This window comes from Flavobacterium silvaticum, assembly GCF_012911565.1.
GTDB classification, from domain to species: domain Bacteria; phylum Bacteroidota; class Bacteroidia; order Flavobacteriales; family Flavobacteriaceae; genus Flavobacterium; species Flavobacterium silvaticum.
In genome coordinates this window covers 1-1,364 of sequence record NZ_JAAMPU010000067.1, presented here as the reverse complement: position 1 = coordinate 1,364, position 1,364 = coordinate 1, and the positions used below count along the sequence as shown (strand labels likewise).

Here is a 1,364-nt window from a genome sequence, read left to right as displayed (position 1 = left end):
TGAGGGTCGTGGTCGTGGCGCTGGTCGTGCTCAGCGAGACGATACCGGGGGGCGAGACGGTCCAGCCCGAAAAAGTCACGCCGGGTTCCATACCTGACACCGTATAGGAGGATGAAGTGCATATCGCTGTAGATCCTGACAGGGTTGCGGAAGTGGAGAACGGCGCAAGCGATACGGTACAGGTCGTGTTGCCTACATAACTCACTCCTATTACAGGCACTACCTTTACATTACCTGGCGCTGAACCACTACTGGCCGGTTTCAGGTCAAGATAGTTTTGTGAGGAAGGCGTATTAAAAGTCCCGCTGACCGGATTCCCACTAGGATTGGTCCAGCCGGAACCTACAGTCCATTGGTAAGCTGTGACGCCAGGGGTGCTGTACTTGTTGACACAAGTAAAGTGCGTAACCGTGGTGGACCCGCAGGGAACGGATAATGAGGCGGGATTGATGTTGAAAGTCGGTGTCGGTGGAATTTCGTCGATGACGATCTTTTTGATTTCGATTGTCTGAGTTGCAGGATTGGACTGCAGATCCGGTACAGCGGCTATCCTGACATAGCTATATGGCGTTGTAAAAGGGGTATAGAAATCATAGGTCTCTTCGTTGAACGAATTCGATATCATGTCAAGATAACTCCCCTGCCCGTCTATCAACTGGGGACCGTCGCAAAGGGAATTGCTTCCGTTATCGCCAAAAGACACATATAATTTGCTGAATGCACTGGCGTTGACCGTATTCCTACAGGTAATCTTTATGATATACTTGTAATCCACCTTGAAGTTGTAGGCAATTTTAAATTCCGTTCCTTTCGATCCGGAAACAATGGTACTTGTCAACTTGACACTCTGGTTGGTTGAATTATACGTGGGTGACCCAAGGGTAGTCCGGTGCGTAAGGCCGCCCACGGTGGTATTGTTTGCAAATACATTACAGCCAGATCCTAGCCCGCTGTATGTTATGGTGACATCCTGTGCGTAAAGACATGCTGTCGCAGATAGAAGACACCATAACAGAATCAATCTTTTTTTCATGTGTATAATATTTGGTTAAATCGATATTTATTTAATTAAAGCCAGGAAACGCAGCGAATGCTGTGTCACGACATATCCGGTTAGGATTTTATCAGGGTATGGGTCTCGACATGGCTCCCTACGGTGATCTTGACGACGTACGTCGTGTTGCCCGGATAGTTGCCCATATACAGCCCGACACTATAGGAACTCATGCTCGTGGAATACAGCAGTGTGCCGTAGATCGTGTACAGTTCCACAGTCCCCGAACCGGGAGGCGGCGTCACGTTCGGATCTATAAGGTTGACGCTCGTGCCCGTCTGGCAGGGATTGGGCGCCACCACGAAATACT

At 49.3% G+C, this 1,364-nt stretch carries 2 protein-coding genes; both read right to left on the bottom strand.

Features of this window, described 5'->3' with window-relative positions:
• Positions 1–1,033, bottom strand: a 1,033-nt coding sequence (locus G6047_RS00265) for a hypothetical protein (RefSeq protein WP_169525303.1), incomplete at its 3' end; no start/stop codon positions are given.
• 80 nt (positions 1,034–1,113) lie between these two features.
• Positions 1,114–1,364 (bottom strand): T9SS type A sorting domain-containing protein (locus G6047_RS00260; protein WP_169525301.1); only part of this gene is annotated, 251 nt, incomplete at its 5' end.